The sequence below is a fragment of the Citrobacter sp. Ce119 genome (assembly GCF_030334525.1).
Lineage (GTDB): Bacteria > Pseudomonadota > Gammaproteobacteria > Enterobacterales > Enterobacteriaceae > Citrobacter > Citrobacter europaeus.
Genome location: NZ_JAOWDR010000060.1, coordinates 377,316 through 403,110, shown reverse-complemented (window position 1 = coordinate 403,110; position 25,795 = coordinate 377,316). Strand labels below are relative to the sequence as shown.

Annotated in this window: 25 protein-coding genes and 1 tRNA gene; 14 read left to right on the top strand and 12 right to left on the bottom strand. The window is 53.2% G+C overall.

Features of this window, described 5'->3' with window-relative positions:
• The first annotated feature begins 90 nt into the window (after positions 1-90).
• The 8 genes from OGV80_RS22175 to yejF all read left to right on the top strand — a co-directional run bounded on the left by OGV80_RS22175 (position 91) and on the right by yejF (position 10,166).
• Positions 91-1,077, top strand: a complete 987-nt coding sequence (locus OGV80_RS22175; RefSeq protein ID WP_047409913.1) for a CobW family GTP-binding protein — start codon at positions 91-93, stop codon at positions 1,075-1,077.
• Between the two features lie 28 nt (positions 1,078-1,105).
• On the top strand, positions 1,106-1,825 hold the full coding sequence (locus OGV80_RS22170; RefSeq protein ID WP_087052512.1) for a phosphatase PAP2 family protein: 720 nt from the start codon (positions 1,106-1,108) through the stop codon (positions 1,823-1,825).
• Between the two features lie 413 nt (positions 1,826-2,238).
• Positions 2,239-2,808, top strand: a complete 570-nt coding sequence (gene mepS, locus OGV80_RS22165) for a bifunctional murein DD-endopeptidase/murein LD-carboxypeptidase (protein ID WP_003027474.1) — start codon at positions 2,239-2,241, stop codon at positions 2,806-2,808.
• Between the two features lie 173 nt (positions 2,809-2,981).
• Complete coding sequence (locus tag OGV80_RS22160; RefSeq protein WP_047409910.1) at positions 2,982-4,541, top strand: cyclic di-GMP phosphodiesterase; 1,560 nt, start codon at positions 2,982-2,984, stop codon at positions 4,539-4,541.
• A 99-nt stretch (positions 4,542-4,640) separates the two neighbouring features.
• The gene (locus OGV80_RS22155) at positions 4,641-6,455 is read left to right on the top strand and encodes an extracellular solute-binding protein (protein WP_043016988.1); all 1,815 of its coding nucleotides are present in this window, start codon (positions 4,641-4,643) and stop codon (positions 6,453-6,455) included.
• A complete protein-coding gene (locus OGV80_RS22150; protein WP_286515768.1) occupies positions 6,456-7,550 on the top strand; it encodes a microcin C ABC transporter permease YejB in 1,095 nt (364 codons plus the stop codon).
• On the top strand, positions 7,550-8,575 hold the full coding sequence (locus OGV80_RS22145; protein WP_043016990.1) for an ABC transporter permease: 1,026 nt from the start codon (positions 7,550-7,552) through the stop codon (positions 8,573-8,575). The genes OGV80_RS22150 and OGV80_RS22145 overlap by 1 nt, the downstream gene beginning before the upstream one ends.
• Position 8,576: 1 nt before the next feature.
• Positions 8,577-10,166: a microcin C ABC transporter ATP-binding protein YejF gene (gene yejF, locus OGV80_RS22140; protein ID WP_286515766.1), complete on the top strand. Its 1,590-nt coding sequence runs from the start codon at positions 8,577-8,579 to the stop codon at positions 10,164-10,166.
• Between the two features lie 3 nt (positions 10,167-10,169).
• Here yejF and OGV80_RS22135 read toward each other — a convergent pair whose 3' ends face one another.
• From OGV80_RS22135 to rsuA, 3 genes are all read right to left on the bottom strand, one after another.
• Complete coding sequence (locus OGV80_RS22135; RefSeq protein WP_029139605.1) at positions 10,170-10,514, bottom strand: YejG family protein; 345 nt, start codon at positions 10,512-10,514, stop codon at positions 10,170-10,172.
• A gap of 333 nt (positions 10,515-10,847) precedes the next feature.
• Complete coding sequence (locus OGV80_RS22130) at positions 10,848-12,038, bottom strand: Bcr/CflA family multidrug efflux MFS transporter (protein ID WP_043016992.1); 1,191 nt, start codon at positions 12,036-12,038, stop codon at positions 10,848-10,850.
• A 15-nt stretch (positions 12,039-12,053) separates the two neighbouring features.
• On the bottom strand, positions 12,054-12,761 hold the full coding sequence (gene rsuA / locus OGV80_RS22125; RefSeq protein WP_080624908.1) for a 16S rRNA pseudouridine(516) synthase RsuA: 708 nt from the start codon (positions 12,759-12,761) through the stop codon (positions 12,054-12,056).
• A 151-nt stretch (positions 12,762-12,912) separates the two neighbouring features.
• Between rsuA and radD the strand changes: the two genes are divergently transcribed.
• Both radD and rplY read left to right on the top strand, forming a co-directional pair.
• Positions 12,913-14,673 carry a DNA repair helicase RadD gene (gene radD / locus OGV80_RS22120; protein ID WP_087051440.1) on the top strand — a complete coding sequence of 587 codons (1,761 nt, stop codon included), beginning with the start codon at positions 12,913-12,915 and terminating at the stop codon, positions 14,671-14,673.
• Positions 14,674-14,797: 124 nt separating this feature from the next.
• Positions 14,798-15,082: a 50S ribosomal protein L25 gene (gene rplY / locus OGV80_RS22115; protein WP_043016994.1), complete on the top strand. Its 285-nt coding sequence runs from the start codon at positions 14,798-14,800 to the stop codon at positions 15,080-15,082.
• A 119-nt stretch (positions 15,083-15,201) separates the two neighbouring features.
• Here the strand turns inward: rplY and yejK are convergent, their stop codons facing one another.
• Positions 15,202-16,209: a nucleoid-associated protein YejK gene (gene yejK / locus OGV80_RS22110; RefSeq protein WP_043016995.1), complete on the bottom strand. Its 1,008-nt coding sequence runs from the start codon at positions 16,207-16,209 to the stop codon at positions 15,202-15,204.
• Positions 16,210-16,343: 134 nt separating this feature from the next.
• Here yejK and OGV80_RS22105 point away from each other — a divergent pair, with 134 nt between their 5' ends.
• From OGV80_RS22105 to narP, 4 genes are all read left to right on the top strand, one after another.
• Positions 16,344-16,571, top strand: coding sequence for a YejL family protein (locus tag OGV80_RS22105; protein WP_003027506.1), 228 nt, complete (start codon positions 16,344-16,346; stop codon positions 16,569-16,571).
• Positions 16,572-16,602: 31 nt separating this feature from the next.
• The gene (gene yejM, locus OGV80_RS22100) at positions 16,603-18,363 is read left to right on the top strand and encodes an LPS biosynthesis-modulating metalloenzyme YejM (RefSeq protein WP_043016996.1); all 1,761 of its coding nucleotides are present in this window, start codon (positions 16,603-16,605) and stop codon (positions 18,361-18,363) included.
• Positions 18,364-18,437: 74 nt separating this feature from the next.
• Positions 18,438-18,514 (top strand) — tRNA-Pro (locus tag OGV80_RS22095).
• 207 nt (positions 18,515-18,721) lie between these two features.
• Positions 18,722-19,369: a nitrate/nitrite response regulator protein NarP gene (gene narP / locus OGV80_RS22090; RefSeq protein WP_016153764.1), complete on the top strand. Its 648-nt coding sequence runs from the start codon at positions 18,722-18,724 to the stop codon at positions 19,367-19,369.
• Positions 19,370-19,465: 96 nt separating this feature from the next.
• Here the strand turns inward: narP and OGV80_RS22085 are convergent, their stop codons facing one another.
• From OGV80_RS22085 to ccmA, 8 genes are all read right to left on the bottom strand, one after another.
• The gene (locus tag OGV80_RS22085; protein WP_043016997.1) at positions 19,466-20,515 is read right to left on the bottom strand and encodes a cytochrome c-type biogenesis protein CcmH; all 1,050 of its coding nucleotides are present in this window, start codon (positions 20,513-20,515) and stop codon (positions 19,466-19,468) included.
• Entirely contained in the window at positions 20,512-21,069 is a 558-nt protein-coding gene (gene dsbE, locus OGV80_RS22080) for a thiol:disulfide interchange protein DsbE (protein ID WP_080626298.1), read from the bottom strand. Before dsbE ends, OGV80_RS22085 begins: the two co-directional genes overlap by 4 nt.
• Positions 21,066-23,021 carry a heme lyase CcmF/NrfE family subunit gene (locus OGV80_RS22075; protein WP_047409894.1) on the bottom strand — a complete coding sequence of 652 codons (1,956 nt, stop codon included), beginning with the start codon at positions 23,019-23,021 and terminating at the stop codon, positions 21,066-21,068. The genes dsbE and OGV80_RS22075 overlap by 4 nt, the downstream gene beginning before the upstream one ends.
• Complete coding sequence (gene ccmE / locus OGV80_RS22070; protein ID WP_047409891.1) at positions 23,018-23,497, bottom strand: cytochrome c maturation protein CcmE; 480 nt, start codon at positions 23,495-23,497, stop codon at positions 23,018-23,020. The genes OGV80_RS22075 and ccmE overlap by 4 nt, the downstream gene beginning before the upstream one ends.
• On the bottom strand, positions 23,494-23,706 hold the full coding sequence (gene ccmD / locus OGV80_RS22065) for a heme exporter protein CcmD (RefSeq protein WP_016157004.1): 213 nt from the start codon (positions 23,704-23,706) through the stop codon (positions 23,494-23,496). Before ccmD ends, ccmE begins: the two co-directional genes overlap by 4 nt.
• Positions 23,703-24,440 (bottom strand): heme ABC transporter permease, encoded by a 738-nt coding sequence (locus tag OGV80_RS22060; protein ID WP_043017001.1) that lies wholly within the window; start codon positions 24,438-24,440, stop codon positions 23,703-23,705. The genes ccmD and OGV80_RS22060 overlap by 4 nt, the downstream gene beginning before the upstream one ends.
• A gap of 75 nt (positions 24,441-24,515) precedes the next feature.
• On the bottom strand, positions 24,516-25,175 hold the full coding sequence (gene ccmB, locus OGV80_RS22055; RefSeq protein ID WP_003027542.1) for a heme exporter protein CcmB: 660 nt from the start codon (positions 25,173-25,175) through the stop codon (positions 24,516-24,518).
• Positions 25,172-25,792 (bottom strand): cytochrome c biogenesis heme-transporting ATPase CcmA, encoded by a 621-nt coding sequence (gene ccmA, locus OGV80_RS22050; protein ID WP_286515762.1) that lies wholly within the window; start codon positions 25,790-25,792, stop codon positions 25,172-25,174. The genes ccmB and ccmA overlap by 4 nt, the downstream gene beginning before the upstream one ends.
• Positions 25,793-25,795: the final 3 nt, after the last annotated feature.

Sequence of the window (25,795 nt, the reverse complement as noted above, 5' to 3'; positions counted from 1 at the left end):
CGTCTTCGTCCTCCCACCCCTTCTCTTTTTCCCCGTTTTTCGCCAGGATTGTTAAATGCCATTACGGTAATTTATGATTCTGGAGTAAATGTGACTAAAACCAATCTCATCACTGGTTTTCTCGGCAGTGGCAAAACCACCTCTATTCTTCATCTATTGGCGAACAAAGATCCCGCAGAGAAGTGGGCCGTGCTGGTCAATGAGTTTGGCGAAGTAGGCATCGATGGCGCACTGCTGGCCGACAGCGGCGCACTGCTAAAAGAGATCCCCGGCGGCTGTATGTGCTGCGTTAACGGTCTGCCAATGCAGGTAGGCCTTAATACGCTGCTGCGTCAGGGAAAACCCGACCGTCTGCTGATTGAACCCACCGGCCTCGGACATCCCAAACAGATTCTGGATTTACTCACCGCGCCGGTTTACGAGCCGTGGATCGACTTGCGCGCAACTCTCTGTATCCTTGACCCCCGCCTGTTGCTGGATGAAAAAAGCGTCGCCAATGACAATTTCCGCGATCAGCTGGCCGCCGCAGATATCATTGTTGCCAACAAAGCCGACCGGGCCACGATGGAAAGCGAAAATGCCCTGCAAAGCTGGTGGCAACACTACGGCGGCAATCGCCAGTTGGTTCATGCCGACCATGGGAAAATTGACGGGCAGCTACTGGATTTACCCCGACTCAACCTTGCGGAGCTTCCGACAAGCGCGGAGCATAATCATCGTCATGCCGACAAAAAGGGGCTGGCGGCGTTGAGTCTTCCGGCGCAGCAGCGCTGGCGGCGCAGCCTGAACAGCGGTCAGGGCCATCAGGCCTGCGGCTGGATTTTTGACGCCGATACGGTATTCGATACCATCGGTCTGCTGGAGTGGTCGCGTCTTGCTCCTGTTGGGCGCGTGAAAGGTGTAATGCGTATAAAAGAGGGACTGGTGCGCATTAACCGCCAGGGAGACGACTGGCACATTGAGACGCAAAACGTCGCGCCGCCGGATAGTCGTATTGAACTCATCTCCGATACCGAGACCGACTGGAATGCGTTACAGAGCGCATTGTTGAGACTTCGTTTAGACGCCAGCGCGTAAGGTTGCCTTCGTTTTATAGCAATGGTAAATGACGATGAAAACCCGATACCCTCTTATCCTCCTGCTTAATATCGCGGGCCTGGCGCTGTTTCTTTCCTGGTATCTTCCTGCCGGGCATGGGATCTGGTCTTCAATAGATACGGGCGTTTTCCGCTTCTTTAATCAGAAGCTGGTGGAAAGTCCGCTATTCTTATGGATTGTTGCTATTACCAATAACCGGGCATTTGATGGCTGCTCATTGCTGGCAATGGGCGCATTGATGCTGCATTTTTGGCTGAAAGAGACGTCGGAAGGTCGCCGACGCATTGTCGCTATTGGTCTGGTTATGCTGCTCACCGCAGTGGTATTAAATCAGTTAGGTCAGGCGCTTATTCCGGTTAAACGCGCCAGCCCCACTCTGATGCTGGATAATATTTACCGCGTCAGCGAACTGCTGCATATTCCGACCAAAGATGCGTCCAGAGACAGTTTCCCCGGCGATCACGGTATGATGCTGCTTATTTTTTCCGCATTTATGCTGCGTTATTTCGGAAAAACCGCCGGAATAATCGGCCTTATTATTGCTGTGGTTTTTGCCTTCCCGCGCGTAATGATTGGTGCTCATTGGCTCACCGATATCGTGATCGGTTCCATGACGGTCGTCCTGATTGGTCTGCCCTGGTGGCTAATGACGCCTTTAAGCGACCGATTAGTGACTCTGTTTGCGAATTACCTGCCGGGCAAAAACAAACAATTTTTAAACAAATAACGCAGAGTAATTAACATCATCAGGGATACTTCTGATTCCCTGATGATGCTTACTGATATTTCATCATTGTGGCTGTCATTCTCCTGTCATCTTATTCACGTTAAAAATGAGTAAGTTGCGTCTTTTTTATCCCAATTGTTCTTAATTTATACAATACCGATTATTCACTTTCTGTATCAATTTTTCTTATAAGAAATCACGTAAAATCACTCGCAATGACCGGAACGATCGGGTAATCTCGAACTCGTTTTGCCTCGCGGGATAATTATTCTCTTTATGAATAAATTTGTGCGTTCTGCCACAGATTTGACCTTAAAGAATTGTCTCATCGTGCGAGGGTAATTAGTCTCGTCACGTTTGGCATTTTTTATAACGATATTTATCGTTAAGGACTTCAAGGGAAAACAAACAAAATGGTCAAATCTCAACCGATTTTGAGATATATCTTGCGGGGCATACCCGCGATAGCAGTTGCGGTTCTGCTTTCTGCATGTAGCACAACGAACACCGCCAGGAATATGCATTCTGAGACGCATGCTGTGGGCAATGGAGATAACTCTTCACTGCAAGCCTCTCAGGATGAATTTGAAAATATGGTGCGTAATATCGATGTTAAATCACGTATTATGGACCAGTATGCTGACTGGAAAGGCGTGCGTTACCGCCTTGGCGGCAGCACCAAAAAAGGTATTGATTGTTCAAGCTTCGTACAACGTACGTTCCGTGAGCAATTTGGTTTAGAGCTTCCTCGCTCAACCTACGAACAACAGGAAACGGGTAAATCCGTTTCGCGCACTAACCTGCGCACAGGCGATCTGGTTCTGTTCCGTGCTGGTTCCACCGGCCGTCACGTCGGTATTTATATCGGCAACAACCAGTTCGTACATGCCTCGACCAGCAGTGGCGTTATCATTTCCAGCATGAACGAACCTTACTGGAAAAAACGTTACAACGAAGCTCGCCGGGTCCTGAGCCGCAGTTAATTTCGTTTGGCAGCTATCCCTTGGCTATCCTGATGAGACATATTGAAAAGCACTGCTTCGGCGGTGCTTTTTTTTTGGCTTCGCCTCGTGACTAAGAAAAATCTCACAAGGTGAGTCATTTCAGGTTATATTCATACAGAATAAGCGCTTAACTCAGGTAAACATAAGGAACTATGTTCAGACGCTCCTCTTCATCCGGTCGGAAAATCCTGCTTTCCTGTATGTTAACGGGGCTTATCGTCGCGCTCCTTGTGAGTACCCTGCAATTTTTCGTGACCTGGCATAAACGAGACGTTAAGTACGACACGCTCCTTACCGATATCCAGAATTATGTCAGTAGCTACTTTGCCGATCTCCAAACCACCACAGATGCCCTTCAGCCACTGGTCGCCAACAGTTGCCAACAAGTCGGCGCTAAGCTGACCTCCAGCGCGGCCTTTAGCCTCAACGTCCGCGCATTTTTACTGGTCAAAAACGGCATTGCTTTCTGCTCCTCCGCAACGGGTTCAATGTTCACCCCGATTTTAGATCTGGTCCCAAGCCTTGATATCAGCAGAACTATTGACGTGGAATTACTCCCCGGCACGCCCATGATGCCGAACAAGCCGGCGATAATGATTTGGCACCGCAACCCATCGTTTACTGACAGCGGCGTGTTTACCTCACTGAATATTAATCTGGCTCCTTACCTGCTTTATACCGCCCGACAGGATGATTTTGACGGCATTGCCATCGTCGTCGGTGATAACGCAATTTCGACATTTTCATCACGGATTATTGATGTCTCCGCCCTGCCTAAATCTCGCTGGCGGCAGGCGAGTCTGGAAGGTATCCCGCTACAGATTCGTTTATATGCCGATGAGTGGACCTACACCGACGTCTGGTATTCGATTATGTTGGGGTGTATGGCGGGGATTATTGCCGCTCTTCTTCTCTGGTATTACATCTACACCATCCGTTTACGCCCGGGCAAAGATATCCTCAACGCTATCAAACATAACCAATTTTATGTGGTGTACCAGCCCGTTGTAGAGGTGCAAACGCTCGAGGTGAAAGGTGCCGAGGTGTTATTACGCTGGAATCATCCGACAACGGGTGAAATCCCGCCGGATGCCTTCATTCACTACGCCGAATCACAGAAAATGATTGTCCCGCTGACCCAGCATCTCTTTAAGTTGATTGCGCAGGACGCGCCGATGCTGCAAAAAGTCTTACCCGCTGGCGCAAAATTGGGGATCAACATCGCGCCAACGCATCTGCACGGCGAAACGTTTAAAGACGACATTCATCGCCTGCAGGATTCGCTTCCCGCAAACCATTTCCAGATGGTGCTGGAAATCACCGAACGGGATATGCTCAATCAACACGAGGCCACGAAGCTATTTGAATGGCTTCATTCAGCAGGTTTTGAAATTGCCATTGACGATTTTGGCACCGGTCATAGCGCACTGATTTATCTGGAACGCTTTACCGTTGACTATCTGAAAATCGATCGCGGCTTTATTAACGCCATCGGAACAGAGACCCTGACCTCTCCGGTTCTGGACGCTGTGTTGACACTCTCTAAGCGTCTTAATATGCTGACGGTTGCTGAAGGGGTTGAAACGCCTGAGCAAGCCCGTTGGCTGCGCGATCGTGGGGTGCATTTTTTCCAGGGATACTGGATTAGCCGACCATTAAAGCTTGCTGATTTCGTGCGTTGGATGGCACAGCCCAATAAGCCGACGTGGTGATCGCAGTATGCGAATCATAAACTCTCACTCGCCGCTACATCCCTTATCTTTCAGGCATGATGCCCGTCGGGTTGTAGCAGGAAAAGGAAATCGCTTTTAATGATCCCTCGCGTATTGCTTCTGTTCATCGCCCTCATCGGGTTTAGCGCCGAGGCCCAGTCCATCAAAGAAAGCTATGCTTTTGCCGTACTGGGCGAACCGAAGTACGCGTTTAACTTTAATCACTTTGATTACGTGAACCCTGCAGCCCCCAAAGGCGGGCAAATCACCCTCTCCGCCATCGGCACCTTCGATAACTTCAACCGCTATGCGATGCGCGGTAACCCCGGTGCACGTACCGAAACGCTTTACGACACGCTGTTTACCACCTCCGACGACGAACCTGGCAGCTACTATCCGCTCATCGCCGACAGCGCACGCTATGCTGACGACTATTCCTGGGTAGAAATCGCCATCAATCCGCGGGCGCGTTTTCACGATGGCTCCCCCATTACCGCCAGCGATGTCGCATTCACCTTCCACAAATTTATGACTGAAGGCGTGCCGCAGTTTCGTCTGGTCTATAAGGGAACAACGGTAAAAGCGATCGCGCCATTAACCGTACGCATTGAATTAGCCAAGCCGGGTAAAGAGGACATGCTCAGCCTGTTTTCATTACCCGTGATGCCAGAGAAGTACTGGAAAGATCATAAGCTCAGCGATCCCTTATCATCGCCTCCGCTCGCCAGCGGCCCTTATCGCATCGCGAAATGGAAGATGGGTCAGTATATAGTCTATTCACGCGTCAAAGATTATTGGGCCGCGAACCTGCCAGTTAACCGCGGGCGCTGGAACTTTGATACCATTCGCTACGACTACTATCTGGATGACAACGTCGCCTTTGAAGCGTTTAAGGCTGGGGCGTTTGACCTGCGTCTTGAAAACGATGCCAAAAACTGGGCAACGCGTTATACCGGGAAAAATTTCGCCAATCATTACATCATCAAAGATGAGCAAAAAAACGAATCCGCCCAGGATACCCGCTGGCTGGCATTTAATATTCAGCGACCGGTGTTCAGCGACCGGCGGGTGCGGGAAGCCATCACGCTGGCCTTTGATTTTGAATGGATGAATAAAGCGCTGTTCTATAACGCCTGGAGCCGGACCAACAGCTATTTTCAGAATACCGAATATGCCGCGACAAAATACCCCGATGCGGATGAACTGGTGATACTCGCGCCTTTGAAAAAAGATCTCCCCCCTGAGGTCTTTAGCCAAATATACCAGCCGCCAAAATCAAAAGGCGATGGCTACGATCGTGACAACCTGTTGAAAGCCGATACCTTACTGGAACAGGCCGGATGGGTCTTAAAGGGACAGCAGCGCGTAAACAGCACCAGCGGTAAACCTCTGAGCTTTGAACTGTTGCTCCCGGCGGGCAGCAACAGTCAGTGGGTGCTGCCGTTCCAGCACAACCTGCAGCGCCTGGGCATTACAATGAATATCCGCCAGGTGGATAACTCACAAATCACAAACCGCCTGCGCAGTCGCGACTATGACATGATGCCAAGGTTGTATCGCGCAATGCCGTGGCCGAGCTCCGACCTGCAAATTCTTTGGGCCTCTGACTATATTGACTCCAGCTATAACGCTCCAGGAGTGCAAAGCCCGGTGATTGATAAACTGATCGGTCAGATCATCGCGGCACAAGGTGATAAAGCCAAGCTGATCCCGCTGGGCCGCGCACTGGACAGGGTATTAACCTGGAACTACTACATGTTGCCGATGTGGTTCATGGCAGAGGATCGCATTGCATGGTGGGATAAATTTTCGCATCCTGCTATTCGCCCAATTTATACTATTGGCCTCGACAACTGGTGGTATGACGTCAATAAAGCGGAGAAGCTGCCCGCAGCCAGGCGGCAGGGAGAATAAATGGGCGCTTATCTGATTCGACGTCTGCTGCTGGTGATCCCAACGCTTTGGGCCATCATCACCATCAACTTTTTTATCGTGCAAATCGCCCCCGGCGGCCCGGTTGAGCAGGCCGTCGCCGCTATTGAGTTCGGGCAAAGCGGGGCATTACCCGGCGCGGGCAGCGAAGGCGTTCACGCCAGCCACGCGCAAACCGGCGTTGGAAACATCAGCGACAGTAATTATCGAGGCGGACGGGGTCTGGATCCGGAGGTTATCGCCGAAATCACTCGCCGCTACGGGTTCGATAAGCCTATTCATGAGCGTTATTTCAAAATGCTCTGGGACTATGTTCGTTTCGATTTCGGCGATAGCCTGTTTCGTAGCGCCTCAGTGCTGACGCTTATCAAAGACAGCCTGCCTGTTTCCGTTACGCTTGGGCTGTGGAGTACGCTCATCATTTATCTGGTGTCGATCCCGCTTGGGATCCGCAAAGCGGTACACAATGGCAGCCGATTTGATGTCTGGAGCAGCGCATTTATTATTATCGGCTATGCCATACCGGCCTTTCTGTTTGCCATTTTGCTGATTGTCTTTTTTGCCGGGGGAAGCTACTACGACCTGTTCCCGCTTCGCGGGCTGGTTTCCGCCAATTTTGACTCCCTGCCCTGGTATCAGAAAGTGACCGACTACCTTTGGCATATTACCCTACCGGTGCTGGCGACGGTGGTTGGCGGGTTTGCCGCGCTGACCATGTTGACCAAAAACTCATTTCTGGATGAGGTACGCAAGCAGTATGTCGTCACCGCGCGCGCCAAAGGTGTCAGCGAGAAAAATATTCTGTGGAAACATGTGTTTCGCAATGCCATGTTGCTGGTGATCGCTGGCTTTCCGGCGACGTTTATCAGCATGTTTTTTACCGGCTCACTGCTGATTGAAGTGATGTTCTCGCTTAACGGTCTGGGACTTCTGGGTTATGAATCCACCGTATCACGCGACTACCCGGTGATGTTCGGCACGCTCTATATTTTCACCCTGATCGGTCTGCTGCTGAATATCCTCAGCGACATCAGCTATACGCTGGTCGATCCCCGTATTGATTTTGAGGGACGCTAATGTCGCGATTAAGCCCCGTTAATCAGGCTCGCTGGGCGCGCTTTCGCCACAACCGTCGCGGCTACTGGTCGCTGTGGATTTTTCTGGTGCTGTTCGGTCTTAGCCTGTGTTCAGAACTGATTGCCAATGATAAGCCGCTGCTGGTGCGCTACGACAATAGCTGGTATTTCCCGCTGTTCAAAAACTACAGCGAAAGCGATTTCGGCGGACCGCTGGCGACCCAGGCTGATTATCAGGATCCGTGGCTACAGCAACGCCTGGAAAACCAGGGCTGGATCCTGTGGGCACCAATCCGCTTTGGGGCCACCAGCATTAACTTTGCCACCGATAAGCCCTTCCCTTCCCCGCCTTCGGCACAAAACTGGCTGGGCACAGACGCCAATGGCGGTGACGTGCTGGCGCGGATCCTCTACGGCACACGTATTTCTGTCCTGTTTGGATTAATGCTAACCCTGTGCTCCAGCGTGATGGGGATCATGGCTGGCGCAATCCAGGGCTACTATGGCGGCAAGGTGGATCTGTGGGGGCAACGATTCATTGAAGTTTGGTCAGGAATGCCAACGCTGTTTCTGATCATTCTGCTGTCGAGCGTGGTCCAGCCTAACTTCTGGTGGCTGCTGGGCATTACCGTGCTGTTTGGCTGGATGAGCCTGGTTGGCGTGGTGCGCGCGGAGTTTTTACGTACCCGAAACTTTGATTACATTCGTGCCGCTCAGGCGCTTGGCGTAAGCGATAGCAGTATTATTCTGCGTCATATGCTACCCAACGCGATGGTCGCCGCCCTGACATTTTTACCGTTTATATTATGTGCCTCGATAACCACCCTGACCTCGCTGGATTTTCTTGGGTTCGGTTTACCGCTTGGCTCGCCATCGCTCGGAGAACTCCTGTTGCAGGGTAAAAACAACCTGCAGGCACCGTGGCTTGGGATCACCGCGTTCATCTCCGTCGCTCTGCTATTATCGCTACTGATCTTCATCGGTGAAGCAGTACGCGACGCGTTCGATCCCAATAAGGCGATTTAAGATGACACAACCGCTGTTAGCTATTGAGAATTTATCGGTAGGTTTTCGCCAACAAGAGACCGTGCGCACCGTCGTCAACGCCCTCTCACTGCGGGTTGATGCCGGACAAACTCTGGCGCTGGTGGGTGAATCTGGTTCGGGTAAAAGCGTGACCGCGCTTTCTATTTTACGGTTATTACCCTCCCCTCCGGTAGTCTACCTTTCCGGCGACATTCGTTTTCATGGAGAATCATTACTTCACGCCAACGAGCAGACGCTTCGCGGCGTACGGGGGAATAAAATCGCCATGATTTTCCAGGAGCCGATGGTGTCACTGAACCCGCTCCACAACCTGGAAAAACAGCTTTATGAAGTGCTGTCGCTGCATCGGGGGATGCGTCGCGAGGCTGCACGGGCCGAGATTCTGACCTGTCTGGATCGCGTTGGCATCCGTCAGGCGGCCAAACGTCTTGCAGACTACCCGCACCAGCTGTCCGGCGGTGAACGCCAGCGTGTGATGATCGCCATGGCGCTGCTAACACGACCGGAGCTGCTTATTGCCGATGAACCGACCACCGCGCTGGACGTTTCGGTACAGGCGCAGATCCTGCAGTTGCTGCGAGAGTTGCAGCGTGAGCTGAACATGGGATTACTGTTCATCACCCACAACCTGAGCATTGTGAAAAAGCTGGCCGATACCGTTGCGGTCATGCAAAACGGCCAGTGCGTTGAGCAAAATCGAGCAGCACAGCTGTTGGCTGCGCCAACGCATCCCTACACGCAGAAATTGTTAAACAGCGAACCTTCCGGCGATCCGGTGCCTGTACCTGCTGGGCAAGCTCCGCTGCTGGAAGTGGAGAAACTCCGCGTCGCCTTTCCCATTCGCAAAGGTATTCTGAAGCGCGTGGTGGACCATAACGTCGTCGTTAATAACGTCAGTTTTTCCCTCCGGCCCGGTGAAACGCTGGGGCTGGTTGGGGAATCTGGATCGGGGAAAAGTACTACCGGGCTGGCGCTGCTGAGACTTATCACCTCACAGGGTAGCATTGTGTTCGATGGTCTGGCGCTACATACCTTAAATCGTCGCCAGCTGTTGCCGGTCCGTCACCGCATTCAGGTGGTTTTTCAGGATCCCAATTCCTCGCTGAACCCGCGCCTGAGCGTGCTACAGATTATTGAGGAGGGGTTACGCGTTCATCAGCCAACCCTGTCAGCCGAACAGCGCGAAGCGCAGGTGAAAGCGGTAATGGCGGAAGTGGGTCTGGATAGCGAAACGCAGCATCGTTATCCGGCGGAGTTTTCCGGCGGCCAACGTCAACGTATAGCCATTGCCAGAGCGTTGATTCTCAAGCCTTCCCTGATCATTCTTGATGAACCAACATCGTCGCTCGACAGAACCGTACAGGCGCAAATCCTGAAGTTGTTAAAGTCGTTACAGGAAAAGCATCGCCTGGCTTATATCTTTATCAGCCATGATTTGCACGTAGTACGCGCGTTATGCCATCAGGTTATTGTACTAAGGCAGGGAGAGGTCGTGGAACAAGGACAATGCGAGCACGTATTTAACGCGCCACAACAGGCATATACGCGTCAGCTGCTTGCGCTAAGCTGACGCTCAAAACGGATTGTTATTTGAAAACGGCTCTGCGATAGCCACGCCGAAATTTTTCAGCCTGCAGGTCGCGGCAAATTCATCCTGACGATTCACAAACAGGCACGGCTCTCCTTCGCATTCCAGTACAGAACAAGGTACCTCAATGTCGCTGAGGGCCTGGCTGAGTTTATGCATGACTGACCACGCGCTGTCACCATCAGGGCTAAGCAATTTGAGCGCCACCAGGCTGTTCTCATTGCTCTGACCGTTTTGCGGAATCGGTTCAACTTTTGAACCTGCGAAACCCACCGACCAACGATAGCACTGCGGCAGACGATGAACGATTGAGAGTTGTAATGTCATCACTTTCTTTCCCTGGAAGTACAATTACTTCACAATTATTTTACATCAATATTAACACATCATTGACAATACGTCTTTAAACAGTTGGTAAACGTTTACACCCTGTCGTTATGCCGTTTTCCGAACCCACTATTTAAATTTATTCAACGGTTCTGGCATATTTCCGCGCTATATGTACTCGTTTCTGCGATCTAACTCAACCTTTTTAACTACAATGATGTGACTTTTTACATAAATTGATTTTACATAAAATAAACATAAGCAGGGAAAATGATAGATTTGCGGTTGATGTACATCAACTCTGGAGGCCTTATGACCCCCAGGTTGTGTAATAGATCACCGTTTTTTGGCGCGACTGGCGTAGAGATAGAAGAGAATTGAACTGGTAGCGCAAAACGCTATCGACCATATCATTGGCCAGGCCGAGTTAAAGGTTGCCAGAGATAACAGCGCCCCAACGATAGCGCCAATGCCGAAGCGGAATGTCCCAGCCAACGATGACGCCGTTCCCGCCATATGCGGAAATTCATCCAGAATAACCGCCATGGCGTTGGATGACACCATCGACACACAGCCAACGAACGCCGCAACACCCACCACCAGCGCCCAGAAACCAACCCCGAACAGTGCGCTAAAGACCATCCAGCCCGCCATCACGAACTGGATCCACAGGCCGGTACGGAACATATTCAATGCGCCAACCCGACGAACAAAGCGGCTGTTGATGATGGTCATCACGAACAGGAAAACAATATTCAGCGCGAAGTAATAACCGAAATGCTGCGGCGAAACGTGGTTGATCTCAATATAGACAAAAGGTCCGGCGCTCAGGAACGAGAACATCCCGGCAAAGCTGAACCCACTGGCCAGCATATAGCTCAGTACGCGTTTATGGCGAAACAGCGAGGCAAAATTGCCAAGAGTAGTACGCAGGCGAAACGGCTGACGACGCTCTACCGGTAAGGTCTCTTTGATCAGCGTAAAGATCATCACCGATGCCAGAATAGCCGCCACGGCGAGGATCCAAAAGATGTAGTGCCAGCTCAGCCATACCAGCACCCAACCGCCTACGATGGGCGCTAACAGCGGCGCAATTGTCGTGACCAGCATGACAAATGACATCATGCGTGAAAACTCTTCCTTTGGATAGATATCGCGCATCAGGGCGTTGATAACCACGCTCGCCGCCGCAGCCGCCAGACCATGGAAGAAACGCATGACGATCAGTTGATCGATAGTTTGCGCCAGCGCACAGGCAACTGCCGCCGCCGCAAATACCAGCGTCCCGCCCAGAATAACCGGCTTGCGCCCAATGCTGTCAGCCATTGGACCATACAGCAACTGCCCCACCGCGAACCCAAGAATATAGGTGCTGAGGGTCATCTGCGCGCTACCTGCAGGCACACCAAACTGTTCAGAGATAACAGGCAGCGCCGGAAGATACATATCAATCGACAACGGCATCAACATGGCTAATAAGCCAAGGATAAAGACAATGGCAATTGACGAGTTCTGCCGGGTGGTCACATTTAGCTCCTGAAATTAACGCGGGGTTAAGTTAACGCTGGCGATTTCTTCTTCGGTCAATGGGCGGTATTCGCCCGGCTCCAGATCATCATCAAGCCTGATGTCACCAATCCGTTCACGGTGCAGTTCCACAACGTGGTTACCCACGGCGGCAAACATACGTTTAACCTGATGATAGCGCCCTTCACTGATGGTCAATCGCACCTGAGTTGGCGTAATGACTTCCAGCACGGCCGGTTTGGTCAGGTCTTTTTCGTTATGCAACTGTACGCCACGGGCAAACTGTTCGGCGGTATCGTCTGCCACTGGCGACTCCAGCGTCACCAGATAGGTTTTCTCACAATGGTGACGTGGCGACGTGATGCGATGCGACCACTGTCCGTCATCGGTCATCAGCACCAGTCCGGTAGTGTCGATATCCAGACGCCCTGCCGCATGCAGCTTGTAGGCAACCGGTTCATCAAGGAAATAGAGGACCGTCGGGTGATCGGGGTCATCCGTTGAGCAAACATAACCCTGAGGCTTATTCAGCATAAAATAGCGCGGGCCATTTTGCTGAACCAGGGAATTACCGTCATATTCTACGTCGTGTTCTGGCAGCAGCTTAAAAGCGCTATTTCTGACGATTTCACCGTCTACGGTAACGCGGTTAGCACGGATCTCACGCCCGGCAATAGCGCGGCTGACGCCGAGTTGCTGAGCGATAAATTTATCAAGTCGCATGAGTGTGATTTTTGCCTGTAAAAATACGAGAAGCGGGTTTGCGCCCGACAAGTGGGACTATTATCCGCCCAGTATAGCGGCGTTACACCATCCCTCAAGGGAAATGATTCATGGCATACTATACATTGTTGCTGTTTACCTTAATGAGCCCATGATTTTTACTCTTCGCCCGTACCAAAAAGAAGCCGTGGATGCCACGCTCAACCATTTTCGCCACCACCGCACGCCGGCGGTTATCGTCCTGCCAACCGGCGCGGGCAAAAGTCTGGTGATTGCCGAACTGGCCCGCGTGGCGCGTGGCCGCGTACTGGTACTGGCGCACGTCAAAGAGTTGGTTGCACAAAACCATGCCAAATATTGCGCACTGGGGCTGGAAGCCGATATTTTTGCCGCAGGCCTGAAGCGTAAAGAGAGCCACGGGAAAGTGGTGTTTGGCAGCGTACAGTCGGTGGCGCGTAATCTGGACGCCTTTCAGGGAGAGTTCTCGCTGCTAATCGTCGATGAATGCCATCGCATTGGCGATGATGAAGAGAGTCAGTATCAGCAAATCCTCACTCACCTGACTAAAGTAAATCCCCACTTACGCCTGCTCGGGCTTACCGCCACGCCTTTTCGTTTGGGTAAAGGCTGGATTTATCATTTTCATTATCACGGTATGGTGCGCGGCGATGAAAAAGCGCTGTTTCGCGACTGCATTTATGAATTACCGCTGCGTTACATGATTAAACACGGCTACCTGACGCCGCCAGAACGCCTCGACATGCCGGTAGTACAATATGACTTCAGCCGCCTGCAGGCGCAGAGTAACGGCCTGTTTAGCGAAGCGGACCTGAATCAGGAATTGAAAAAACAGCAGCGAATAACGCCGCATATCATCAGCCAGATTGTCGAGTTTGCTCAGACGCGCAAAGGGGTGATGATTTTCGCCGCCACCGTTGAGCATGCTAAAGAGATTCTGGGCCTGCTGCCCGCTGACGACGCCGCGCTAATCACCGGAGACACGCCAGGCGCTGAGCGCGACGTGCTGATTGAAGAGTTCAAAGCTCAGCGCTTTCGCTATCTGGTGAATGTGTCGGTCCTGACCACCGGCTTCGATGCCCCGCACGTCGACCTTATCGCTATTCTGCGCCCAACAGAGTCAGTTAGCCTTTACCAACAAATTGTCGGTCGTGGGCTGCGCCTGGCGCCGGGTAAAACCGACTGTCTGATCCTCGATTACGCCGGCAACCCGCACGATCTGTACGCGCCGGAAGTGGGAGCGCCGAAAGGAAAAAGCGACAACGTTCCGGTACAGGTATTCTGTCCTGCCTGCGGGTTTGCCAACACCTTCTGGGGCAAAACAACGGCTGACGGCACGCTGATTGAACATTTTGGCCGCCGCTGCCAGGGATGGTTTGAAGATGATGACGGCCATCGCGAACAGTGTGATTTTCGTTTCCGTTTTAAAAACTGCCCACAGTGCAATGCGGAAAATGATATCGCCGCCCGCCGTTGTCGGGAGTGCGACACGGTGCTGGTCGACCCGGATGACATGCTGAAAGCCGCGCTCAGGCTCAAAGATGCGCTGGTTCTGCGCTGTAGCGGCATGGTGTTACAAAACGGCCTGGATGAAAAAGGCGAATGGCTGAAAATCACCTATTACGATGAGGATGGCGCCGACGTCAGCGAACGCTTTCGCCTGCACACTCCCGCGCAGCGAACGGCCTTCGAACAACTGTTTATTCGCCCGCACACCCGAACGCCTGGCATTCCCTTACGCTGGATAACCGCCGCCGATATCCTCGCCCAACAGGCGCTGTTACGTCATCCTGATTTCGTGGTGGCGCGTATGAAAGGTCAGTACTGGCAGGTGCGTGAAAAGGTCTTCGATTATGAAGGTCGCTTTCGCCGGGCACATGAATTACGCGGTTAATCGTACTTTTGATTGATATACCAGCCGTTTGAGTATAGAATCTCGCCCGCTTTTGCATACGCAAAGCAGATCACTTACCTGTTGCTGGGTCGCCTGTAGCAGGAATTATTAAAGAGAGATTTAAATGTTTACTATCAACGCTGAAGTACGTAAAGAGCAGGGTAAGGGTGCGAGCCGCCGCCTGCGTGCCGCTAACAAGTTCCCGGCAATCATCTACGGTGGCGCAGAAGCCCCGATTGCTATCGAACTGGATCACGATGCAGTTATGAACATGCAAGCTAAAGCTGAATTCTACAGCGAAGTTCTGACCATCGTTGTTGACGGTAAAGAAGTTAAAGTTAAAGCTCAGGCTGTACAGCGTCACCCGTTCAAGCCGAAGCTGACTCACATCGACTTCGTTCGCGCGTAATCGCCTGGAAGTTGAAGAAAAACCCCGCCTCGGCGGGGTTTTTTTATGGGATTTTGCTGGCGGTAAAGGTGTATCTCGCAGGCCGGAAAGGCGTTAACTCGCCCATCCGGCAAACGGCTTTATTTCCCGCCCGACGTGCGACGCTGGAGCTGATCGCGCAGGTTCGGCGGCGTACCTTTGATGGTCAAGGTGTCCGTCGCCGGATCCCAGAAAATACGCTCGCCCAGTAACATGGCGTCGAAGTTAATGGTTAACCCACCGCCGCTGCCGGCAAATTTGGTTAACTGACGCAACGTGCTGCGATCCGCCGGGAAGCTCTCTTCCAGCTCGTAGCCTTTATCAGCGGTAAATTCGCTGAAGCTAATTTCACTGACGCCGGAAAGCTCTTTGGACAGTGATTCCAGCTCAATCTCTTCACCAGCCTGCAACTGCTCGTTACAGTAGCTGTACACCTGCTGACGCACGTTCTGGCGTTCGGCTTTGTCGAGTTGCGCCTCATTGGTAAAGTCATCGACCGCCTGCAGCAGCCCACGGTTTTGCGCTTTGGCATTAAGACCTTCGCTGGCACCGAGGAAGTCCATAAAGAAATCAGCGACTTTGCGCCCTACCCGCCCTTTCAGGAACGTCAGATAGCGCGTGGACTCCGGGTTGGTTTCCCACTCGGTTAAATCAATACGCGCCACGATATCCGCATGATTGATATCCAGATAGTGCGTTGGGTTGATATCCAGATTTTCATTGACGCGCATACTGCTTAAATTGTTCAGCACGGCGACCAACAGATACTCTACCGCCAGATAGCGGTAATGGCAGAACAGAACAATACCGCCGTCGGCAAAAGGATATTTCGCCAGTTCGTCCCGCAAACGCCCTGTCGCTGCACGACTAAAGGCCAAAAAATCCTCTTCGCCCTGACGCTGTAAACGCAGCGTTTGCGCCAGTTCACTCTCTTCGCTAAACAGGCCATAAGCTTTATTCTTGGCGCTATATACCCGATGCAGCTCAGCCATCATATCGACAACGGTCGCTGTCGGTTCCAGTAATGAATCGCGCAAGACCAGCTCAAGGTTCTGCTCGTCGCGTTTGATAAGCTGGTGCAGGGCAATCTGGTTGATATCCAGACTCATGATAAACTCTCCTTTTAGACCGGGCGGTATTCAACCACCTGCCGGGCAGTGACGCAATAGAAGATAAAAAAGCAGAAAAAAAACTGTCCGTACGGTAATATGTTGCCCTTTCATGAACAGACTGATTTCGATTTATGCCACAAATTTCCCGCTATAGTGACGAACACGTTGAACAACTGCTGAATGAGATGCTCAACGTACTGGAAAAACATAAGGCGCCGACCGACCTTTCCCTGATGGTACTGGGAAATATGGTGACTAACCTTATCAATACAAGCATCGCACCGGCCCAGCGCCAGGCGATTGCCAACTCTTTTGCCCGCGCATTGCAGTCTTCGGTAAACGACGACCAAGCGCATTAAGAGCCTGCTCCGGGGAAACGAACAACAGTTTATGGTAACTCATCGTCAGCGCTACCGTGAGAAAGTCTCCCAGATGGTTAGCTGGGGGCACTGGTTTGCCTTGTTCAACATTCTGTTGGCCATGGTGCTCGGTAGCCGTTACCTGTTTGTCGCCGACTGGCCGACAACCCTTGCAGGTCGTGTATATTCCTACCTGAGCGTTGTCGGGCATTTTAGCTTTCTGGTGTTCGCCACCTATCTGCTGATCCTGTTTCCCCTGACGTTTATCGTCATGTCCCAGAGGCTGATGCGATTCTTATCAGCTATTCTGGCGACGGCAGGCATGACGCTGTTGCTCATCGACAGCGAAGTTTTCACCCGCTTCCACCTGCACCTCAATCCGATTGTCTGGGAACTGGTCATCAACCCTGACCAGAACGAAGCGGCGCGTGACTGGCAACTGATGTTTATCAGCGTGCCGGTTATCCTGTTAATTGAAATGCTGTTTGCGACCTGGAGCTGGCAAAAGCTGCGCAGCCTGACGCGTCGTCGACATTTTGCTAAACCGTTAGCCGCATTCTTCTTCGTTTCCTTTATCGCCTCGCACGTGGTGTATATCTGGGCGGATGCCAATTTCTATCGCCCGATTACTATGCAGCGCGCGAACCTGCCGCTCTCCTACCCGATGACGGCACGTAAGTTCCTGGAAAAACATGGCCTGCTGGACGCGCAAGAGTATCAGCGTCGCCTGATCGAACAGGGCAATCCGGAAGCGGTTTCCGTGCAATACCCGCTTAGCGAACTGCGCTATCGTGATATGGGCACTGGTCAGAACGTCCTGCTGATCACCGTCGACGGCCTGAACTACTCACGCTTTGAAAAGCAGATGCCTGCGCTGGCTGAATTCGCCGGGCAGAATATCTCCTTTACGCGTCACATGAGTTCCGGCAACACCACGGATAACGGGATCTTCGGCCTGTTCTACGGTGTCTCGCCAAGCTACATGGACGGCATTTTGTCGACCCGAACGCCTGCGGCGCTGATTTCTGCACTAAATCAGCAGGGTTATCAGTTAGGGCTGTTCTCCTCGGATGGCTTTACCAGCCCGCTTTATCGCCAGGCGCTGCTGTCAGATTTCTCCATGCCGAGCGTGCAAACACAATCTGATGAACAAACCGCAAGCCAGTGGATTAACTGGCTGGGACGCTACGCGCAGGAAGATAACCGCTGGTTCTCGTGGGTCTCCTTTAACGGCACGAACCTTGATGACAGCAACCAGAAGAACTTTGCCAGACGCTATGCCAACGCCGCTCAGGATGTGGATGCCAACATCAACCGCGTGCTTAGCGCCCTGCGAGACTCCGGCAAACTGAACAACACGGTGGTGATTATTACCGCAGGCCGCGGTGTGCCGCTGACGCAGGAAGAGAACAATTTTGCCTGGTCACGCGGTCATCTGCAGGTGCCTCTGGTTATTCACTGGCCGGGAACGCCTGCCCAGCGCATCAATAGCCTGACCGATCATACAGACCTGATGACAACGCTTATGCAGCGCCTGTTGCACGTCAGCACGCCAGCTAACGAGTACTCGCAGGGGCAGGATCTGTTCAATGCAACCCGCCGCCATTACTGGGTTACCGCCGCCGACGGCAGCACGATGGCCGTTACCACGCCAGAAATGACGCTGGTGCTGAATAACAACGGTAATTATCAAACCTATGATTTACGCGGCGAGAAAATAAAAGATCAGAAACCACAGCTAAGCCTGCTGCTACAGGTTCTGACGGACGAGAAACGATTTATCGCTAACTGATTAATTATAAATCAGTTAGCGAAGCATCCTCTTGCATTCGCAGCGGAAAGCAGTAGTATTAGCAGCCATAGCGTCGGCACGTAGCGCAGCCTGGTAGCGCACCGTCATGGGGTGTCGGGGGTCGGAGGTTCAAATCCTCTCGTGCCGACCAAAAATCCCAAAAAAACCAACCTTTATGGTTGGTTTTTTTATGCCTGCGATTCAACATTCCTTATTATTACTCCGGCCTTCAGCACAGGTTTTACTACTTACCCATGCACAAATTGGGGTAAAATTTATCCTCTCATCAGCGTGATGAATCTGGACGATTGATGCGCTGAAAACAATAATGATACTAATAAAAACTCAGGAGAATAGTATGCCTGAAGCAACGCCTTTTCGGGTGCTGATTGTTGACGACCACCCACTAATGCGGCGAGGAATTAGTCAATTATTGCAACTGGATCCCGCATTTAACGTAGTCGCGGAAGCGGGTGATGGTGCCAGCGCTATCGATCTGGCAAACCGCCTGGACCTTGATGTGATCCTGTTAGATCTCAATATGAAAGGGATGAGCGGACTGGATACCCTGAATGCGCTGCGCCGGGATGGCGTCACTGCGCAAATTATTATTCTTACCGTTTCGGATGCCGCCAGCGATGTGTACGCCCTAATTGATGCCGGCGCGGATGGTTATTTGCTTAAAGACAGCGATCCTGAAGTCCTGCTGGAGGCCATTCGCAGCGGAGCCAAAGGCGGTAAAGCTTTTAGCACACGCGTCAGTGAATATCTGCGCGAACGCGACCTGTTCGGCGCTCAAGAAGATCCGTTCAGCATTCTCACCGAACGTGAACTGGATGTGTTGCATGAGCTGGCTCAGGGGCTGTCGAATAAACAGATTGCATCGGTGCTGAATATTTCCGAACAGACGGTGAAGGTGCATATTCGCAACCTGCTGCGCAAACTGAACGTGCGCTCTCGCGTTGCTGCCACCATCCTGTTTTTGCAAACGCGCGGCATGCAGTAATCAATGAGATGCCGGATGGCGACGCAGCAGCGTCTTATCCGGCCTACAAAGCCCGCACAGGCCCGAAAGCAACACGCCTTCGGGCAATCTGGACTCTTACTTCTCCTGCGGCGTTAGCTGCTCCATCGCCTGCTTAATACTGCGTTCTATTACCGCCCGACGGGTATCGTTGGCGGGTAATAATTTCAGCATCATCTCCCACGCCGCAACCGCCTCGCCGAAGCGCTGCTGTTCAAAAGCGTTAAACGCGTACATGCTGAGAACCCGCACGTTAGCATGCTCGCCACGCACCAGTTGACGTAACAGCTCCCCTCCCCGACGGTTATCATCAGGATCGGATGAACGGGTCAGCGCTTCCGCGTAGCCCAGCGCCGCATCGCTATTTTTAGGATCCAGTCGATAGGCATTGGCATAGGCTTCAGTGGCTGTACTGGCGTTACCGAGTACCATGCCAATACGCCCAAGCATGATCCAGCCTTCAACATTTGCGGGATCGGCTTGTAAACGCGTGCGCAGTCCCAGCGCCAGACGTGTCATATCCTCTTCATTGAGCGGGTCAGCTTTCGGATCCAACGCGCGTTCCAGCAGGGCCGGAGCCTGAGCGGTGGCCTGCTGCCAGACCTGAACCTGCTTATAGCTGCCGATTTCATAATAGCTCACTGCGCCAACCACCAGCGCTACCACGATACCAGGCACAAACAGCCCAAATCCACCGCGCTTGCCTTCCGGAATAACGTCGTCAGGAAACGCTTCCTGTTTCACCCGGACACGTCGGCGAGTACGGGCGAAAATAATCCAGCCGCCCAGACCAATCGCTACCACCGGCATCACCCACAGCAGCACGGTAAGCGGTGTTAAGGGTGGATCGTAAGTGACGAAGTTGCCGTAGCGCGCCACCATATAATCAACAATTTCTTTCTGACTTTTCCCTTCCTGCATCAGTTCATACACTTTCTGGCGCAGGTCAGTGGCAATCATCGAGTTAGAATCGGCGATACTGTTGTTCTGGCATTTAGGACAGCGCAATTGTTCGGTAAGCTGACGGAACTGCTGCTCCTGCGCTTCATCCTTAAACTGCATCACGTCGATAGTCGCAAGCGCAGATCCCGAGATAACCAGCATCAGCAGGCCCAGTAAAAATCTCATTGCTTAGCCTCCTTACTGTACTTATCCCACAACGGTTTGATCTCGCTCTCCCACACCCGGGCATTCAGATCACCGGCATGGCGATAGCGAATAATGCCTTTGCCGTCGATCAGAAACGTCTCCGGCGCGCCGTACACGCCCAGATCCAAACCGAGCATACCGTCGCCGTCAAACAGACTTAATGCGTATGGATTGCCCAGCTCTTTCAGCCAGACAATAGCTTTCTGACGATCGTCTTTATAGTTCAGGCCCACTACCCGCACACCTTGCGCAGACAGCTGATTCAGATACTGATGCTCGGCGCGACAGGTCGGGCACCACGTCGCCCAGACGTTCAGCAATACTGGCTTGCCCTGCGTCAGCACATCGGCCTGATAGTGCTGACCCGGATTTTCCAGCGACTCCAGGCGGAATGTCGGAACAGGTTTGCCGATCAGCGCCGATTCCAGATTCGTGGGATCGTCCCCCTGAGCGTTACGCGCTAACTGCCACAGCAACGCCGCTGCAATAATGAGAAAAATAATAAACGGAATTAACAGTGCGTTGCGCTTCATACAGCCTCCGACGCATTTTTTTGCACCGCAGCGCGAGGACGTGTGCGCTGGCGATAGCGTGGATCAAACAGGCAGAACAACCCGCCCAGCGCCATCAGCAATCCTCCGGCCCAAATCCAGCGAATAAACGGTTTGTAGTACAGACGCACAGCCCATGCGCCGTTATCCAGTTCTTCCCCCAGCGCAGCGTACAGATCGCGTGTGAATCCGCCGTCAATTGCTGCTTCGGTCATCATCGAGCTGGTGCTGTTATAGAAGCGTTTTTCCGCATGCAGCGTGGCTTCCGGTTTGCCATCACGGGTAACGCCGATAATGGCAACGCCACCCCGGTAGTTTGGTCCGGTAATGTCTTTCACTTCGCGGAAAGTAAACTGATAGTCATGGATACTGACGCTATCACCTGCTTTCATGCGCACATCGCGTTCTACGCTGTAGTTCTGGCTAAAGGCGATACCGACAATGGTAACCGCCAGCCCAACGTGACCCGATACCATGCCCCAGTAGCTGGCCGTCAGTTTTGTCCCGCGGGAAACACGCAGGTACGCTTCGGACATCGCCAGCACGAATATCCAGCACGCCATCGCCAGCCCCACCACCGTCATAGCGGCAATGCGATCTTCAAATAGCCACGGCAGCAGCAGCGACAGAACAAGCGTGGTGACAAACGCGATAATCAGTAACGTCTTCAGTTTACGCGGTCGGTCCCGGCCCCAGCGCACTAATGGCCCAATCCCCAGCAGCAGTGCGAACGGCGCCATCAGCCAGGTGAACATGGTGTTGAAGAACGGTTCGCCAATCGAAATGCTGCCGAGCCCCAACTGTTTGTGCACCAGTGGCAACAGCGTGCCCAATAGCACGACCAGCATGGCGGCAATCAGCAGGACGTTGTTGCCCAGTAGTAGCGATTCACGCGACCACAGCGCGTTGTTTACCCGTGAGCGAACCTTGTGACCGCGCACCGCAAACAGCAGCAGGGAACCGCCAATGACCAGCACCATAAAGGCCAGAATAAACATTCCGCGCGACGGATCGGAGGCGAAAGCATGCACCGACACCAGCACGCCGGAACGCACCAGGAAAGTACCTAACAGGCACAGCGAGAACGCACAGATTGACAGCAGCAGCGTCCAGGCTTTAAAACTGGCACGCTGTTCAGTTACCGACAACGAGTGCATCAGCGCCGTCCCCACCAGCCATGGCATAAATGAGGCGTTCTCAACCGGATCCCAGAACCACCAGCCGCCCCAGCCCAGCTCGTAATAGGCCCAGGCCGAACCGAGCACAATGCCCAGCGTCAGAAACACCCAAGCCGCCAGCGTCCATGGACGAGAAAAACGGGCGAAGGTACTGTCCAGTCGTCCGCTCATCAGCGCGGCAATCGCAAACGCAAAGGCTACAGAGAAACCGACATACCCCATGTACAGCAACGGCGGATGGAAAATCAGCCCCGGATCCTGCAATAGCGGGTTCAGATCGCGCCCTTCAATAGGGAAGTCAGGTAACGTGCGGGCAAACGGGTTAGAGGTAAACAGAATAAACAGCAGGAAGCCAACGCTCACCATCCCCATCACCGCCAGTACGCGGGCGACGATATCCAGCGGCATACGCTGACTGAACGCCGCAACGGCGAACGTCCAGCCGCTCATCAGCAGCACCCATAGCAGCAGTGAACCTTCATGCGCGCCCCACGTCGCCGCCACCCGATACCAGACCGGAAGCTGGGTATTGGAGTTACTGGCTACATAGGTGACGGTAAAGTCATTAACCACGAAAGCGTTGACCAGAATCAGGAACGCCCCCATCACGCAGATAAACAGAATCCAGGCAAAGGGCCGCGCGGAGGCCATCATCCGCACATCACCGCGCGCTACGCCCCACAGCGGATAGACCGACAGCAGTAATGCAACGCCAAGCGCAAGGCACAACAGCGCATTGCCAATTTCAGGCATCATGACGTTTTATCCTTATACACGCTTTCCGGACGACGGTGGTTTTCCTGCATCGCCTTTTCGACTTCCGGCGGAGTGTAATTTTCATCATGTTTGGCGAGCACTTCTTTGGCCTGCACATGATTTCCCTTGTCCAGCTCGCCCTGAACGACGACGCCCTGCCCTTCGCGGAACAGATCCGGCAGAATGCCTTCATAAGTTACATCCACCACACCTTCGGCGTCATAGATGCTGAAATTCACCTTCAACGACTGCGGATCGCGCTTCACGCTACCGGGCATGACCATGCCCCCCACGCGCAGGCGCTGACCGACTTCGGGCATCTGCTGCGTCTCGCGCTTACCGTAGAGTATCTCTCCCGGCGTATAAAATAGATCGATATTGGAACGCAGCGCGTAGAGCACCAGCGTAATGGTCAAAGCCAGACCCGCCAGGACCGCGCAGGCAATCCATAGCCGATTTTTACGTCGAATATTCACGCCGCCTCCCGTTGCACTTGCGCCGCACGCATGCGCGCTTCTCTCGCCCGCTGCTGCGCCACACCGCGTAAGATTGCGCGATGCTGTAACGCAGAATGCAGCACCAGCGCCACCAGTGGGATAACGCTCATGGCTACAGCCAGCCAGACATACAAGGCGTAACCGCCCATCGCGAAAAAATCACTCCATGATGCAAATGCAGGGGTCATTGGCGGCCTCTTTTTAAGATCAGTTCGCTCACCCACGGGCGGCGTTTTTCCATCATCAAAATCAGGTTACGCATGCGCATTAGCGCCAGCGTGACAAACAGTAACAGGTAGCCGACGATCGCCAGACGCAGCGGCGCGCGCATTGCCGGATCGATACTCTGCTGCATACGGGTCGACCCCTGATGCAGCGTATTCCACCACTCGACCGAGTAATGAATGATCGGTAAGTTGACCACGCCAATCAGCACCAGAATACCGGCAGCGCGACCTGCCAGACGACGGTCGTCAAAGGCATGCCACAGTGCAATGGCGCCAACGTAGAGAAACAGCAGCACCAGTTCCGAGGTGAGTCGGGCATCCCAAACCCACCAGGTTCCCCACATCGGTTTGCCCCATGCGGACCCCGTAACCAGCGCAATAAAGGTAAACACTGCACCAATCGGCGCCATCGCAGCCAGCGCCAGATTAGCCATTTTCATCTGCCAGACCAGGCCGATAAACGCGGCAACGGCCATCGAGGCGTAAATACCCATCGACCAAATCGCCGCCGGAACGTGCAGATAAATAATGCGATAGCTTTGCCCCTGCTGATAATCCGCCGGCGCGAAGCCAAAGCCCCAGATCCATCCTGTTATCAGTACCACCGCGCTGGCAATTGCCAGCCACGGGATAAACCAGCCACAGATCTGATAGAGCCGAGGAGGCATCGCCAATTGATGAAGTGTTTTCCACATAGTTCAGTCACCAGACTCCATAAATTAATATCCGTTTTGCCGGAGCGCCTTGCCCGGCCTGCACATCTAACTGCACTACTGCACGCTTATCCGTAACGCCGCGGCTGTGGCAAACGGGCTTAACGTAGCGCTGCCTACCAGCAACGCGCCCAGAATCGCCATGTACCCTTCGACCGGTAGGTGCATGGAAGCCGCATCCATCGCGGCGGTCGCAAAAATCAGTAAGGGTATGGTAAGCGGGAGTACCAACACGCTTAACAGCACGCCGCCGCGCTTTAAGCCCACCGTCAACCCCACACCCGGCGCACCGAGAAAGCCCAGCGTCGGTGTTCCGAGTAACAAGGTCAGCGCCATAATTTTCCAGCCGTACATATCCATGCCCAGCAGCAGCGCCACCAGCGGCGAGAGGATTAACAGCGGCAGGCCGGTCACGACCCAGTGCGCCATCACTTTCGCCAGCACCACGGCCGGTAGCGGCAGCGGCAGCAGCATCAGTTGCTCAAGGCTGCCGTCCTGTAGATCATCACGAAACAGGCGTTCCAGCGCCAGCAACGACGCCAGCAGCGCCGCAACCCAGATGATGCCCGGCGCAATACGTGCCAGTAGCTGCGGCTCCGGCCCAATGCTCAGTGGGAACAGTGTGATAACAATCAGGAAGAACCATAAAGGATTAGCGATTTCCGCACTATGACGAAACGCAACCCGCAGTTCTAAACGGAAGATTCGCCACATCATTGCGTTGCCCTCTCGCTGGTCAGCGCAATACGTCGCACTTTATCGGTATCGACATTGAGCGGTTGATGAGTGGTGAGAATAACAATACCGCCCTGCTCAGTATGCTGCGCCATACGCTGAGTCAGTCGCTCAACGCCGTTCACATCAATGGCGGTAAAAGGTTCATCGAGGATCCACAGCCGGGCGCGGGTCAGCCACAAACGAGCCAGCGCCACACGCCGCTGTTGCCCGGCGGAAAGTTGGTTCACCGGGATATCTTCGTATCCGGCAAGTCCCGCCTGCGCCAGCGCAGCCAGGCACTGTGCGATGTCGCCATCATGGTGGAAGAAACGCAGGTTCTCCAACGCCGAAAGCCGGGTTTTTATCCCCGGCTGATGTCCGATCCACAGCAATTGCTGATGGTAGCTGTCCCGTACGTGATGCAGCGGTTGCTCTTGCCAGCAAACCTCCCCTGCATCGGGACGCGCCAGCCCGGTAAGCAACCGCAGCAGAGTGGTTTTTCCTGCGCCGTTGCTGCCGGTAATTTGTACCCATTCCCCTGCGTTAACGCGAAATGACAAATCGCTGAACAGTATTCTGTCATCCCGCTCGCAAAGTAATTCTCTGGCTTCAAGCATACC

What these genes read in the sequence shown, in the direction of transcription:
- OGV80_RS22170 (WP_087052512.1), top strand. Translation starts at nt 1,106, where the DNA reads ATGACGATGAAAACCCGATACCCTCTTATCCTCCTGCTTAATATCGCG.
- mepS (WP_003027474.1), top strand. Translation starts at nt 2,239, where the DNA reads ATGGTCAAATCTCAACCGATTTTGAGATATATCTTGCGGGGCATACCC.
- OGV80_RS22160 (WP_047409910.1), top strand. Translation starts at nt 2,982, where the DNA reads ATGTTCAGACGCTCCTCTTCATCCGGTCGGAAAATCCTGCTTTCCTGT.
- OGV80_RS22155 (WP_043016988.1), top strand. Translation starts at nt 4,641, where the DNA reads ATGATCCCTCGCGTATTGCTTCTGTTCATCGCCCTCATCGGGTTTAGC.
- OGV80_RS22150 (WP_286515768.1), top strand. Translation starts at nt 6,456, where the DNA reads ATGGGCGCTTATCTGATTCGACGTCTGCTGCTGGTGATCCCAACGCTT.
- OGV80_RS22145 (WP_043016990.1), top strand. Translation starts at nt 7,550, where the DNA reads ATGTCGCGATTAAGCCCCGTTAATCAGGCTCGCTGGGCGCGCTTTCGC.
- yejF (WP_286515766.1), top strand. Translation starts at nt 8,577, where the DNA reads ATGACACAACCGCTGTTAGCTATTGAGAATTTATCGGTAGGTTTTCGC.
- rsuA (WP_080624908.1), bottom strand. Translation starts at nt 12,761, where the DNA reads ATGCGACTTGATAAATTTATCGCTCAGCAACTCGGCGTCAGCCGCGCT.
- radD (WP_087051440.1), top strand. Translation starts at nt 12,913, where the DNA reads ATGATTTTTACTCTTCGCCCGTACCAAAAAGAAGCCGTGGATGCCACG.
- rplY (WP_043016994.1), top strand. Translation starts at nt 14,798, where the DNA reads ATGTTTACTATCAACGCTGAAGTACGTAAAGAGCAGGGTAAGGGTGCG.
- yejK (WP_043016995.1), bottom strand. Translation starts at nt 16,209, where the DNA reads ATGAGTCTGGATATCAACCAGATTGCCCTGCACCAGCTTATCAAACGC.
- OGV80_RS22105 (WP_003027506.1), top strand. Translation starts at nt 16,344, where the DNA reads ATGCCACAAATTTCCCGCTATAGTGACGAACACGTTGAACAACTGCTG.
- yejM (WP_043016996.1), top strand. Translation starts at nt 16,603, where the DNA reads ATGGTAACTCATCGTCAGCGCTACCGTGAGAAAGTCTCCCAGATGGTT.
- narP (WP_016153764.1), top strand. Translation starts at nt 18,722, where the DNA reads ATGCCTGAAGCAACGCCTTTTCGGGTGCTGATTGTTGACGACCACCCA.
- OGV80_RS22085 (WP_043016997.1), bottom strand. Translation starts at nt 20,515, where the DNA reads ATGAGATTTTTACTGGGCCTGCTGATGCTGGTTATCTCGGGATCTGCG.
- dsbE (WP_080626298.1), bottom strand. Translation starts at nt 21,069, where the DNA reads ATGAAGCGCAACGCACTGTTAATTCCGTTTATTATTTTTCTCATTATT.
- OGV80_RS22075 (WP_047409894.1), bottom strand. Translation starts at nt 23,021, where the DNA reads ATGATGCCTGAAATTGGCAATGCGCTGTTGTGCCTTGCGCTTGGCGTT.
- ccmD (WP_016157004.1), bottom strand. Translation starts at nt 23,706, where the DNA reads ATGACCCCTGCATTTGCATCATGGAGTGATTTTTTCGCGATGGGCGGT.
- OGV80_RS22060 (WP_043017001.1), bottom strand. Translation starts at nt 24,440, where the DNA reads ATGTGGAAAACACTTCATCAATTGGCGATGCCTCCTCGGCTCTATCAG.
- ccmB (WP_003027542.1), bottom strand. Translation starts at nt 25,175, where the DNA reads ATGATGTGGCGAATCTTCCGTTTAGAACTGCGGGTTGCGTTTCGTCAT.
- ccmA (WP_286515762.1), bottom strand. Translation starts at nt 25,792, where the DNA reads ATGCTTGAAGCCAGAGAATTACTTTGCGAGCGGGATGACAGAATACTG.